The sequence below is a fragment of the Variovorax sp. AC103 genome, assembly GCF_979254005.1.
Window position 1 is genome coordinate 1 of record NZ_CEEDFC010000072.1, and the last position, 272, is coordinate 272.

The 272-nt window shown below is 68.4% G+C and carries 1 pseudogene; it reads right to left on the reverse strand.

Annotated elements, in window-relative coordinates:
- Positions 1-272, reverse strand: a pseudogene (locus AC0IYU_RS34835) (aryl sulfotransferase); the annotation flags it as partial.

The following is a 272-nucleotide window of genomic DNA, read 5'->3' on the forward strand; positions in this document are numbered from 1 at the left end:
TAGCGGAAGGTCTGGAACACGCTGTTCTGCCGGCCGGGTACGTCCTTGCGCGCGGCCTCGTCGGGGTATTCGGCGAACCAGGGAATCACGTACTCCCACACCACCTCGCCGGCCGGCGGGACCTCGAACAGGCGGCCCGGGGCCGACTCGGTGACATGCGTGGTGCCGTTGGGCAGGCGCTGCGCGCTGCCCATGTAGGCCGTGTAGAACGCGTGGACCAGTTCGTCCGCGTACTGCCACACGACCTCGTGGGAGGCCGGGTCGATTTCGAG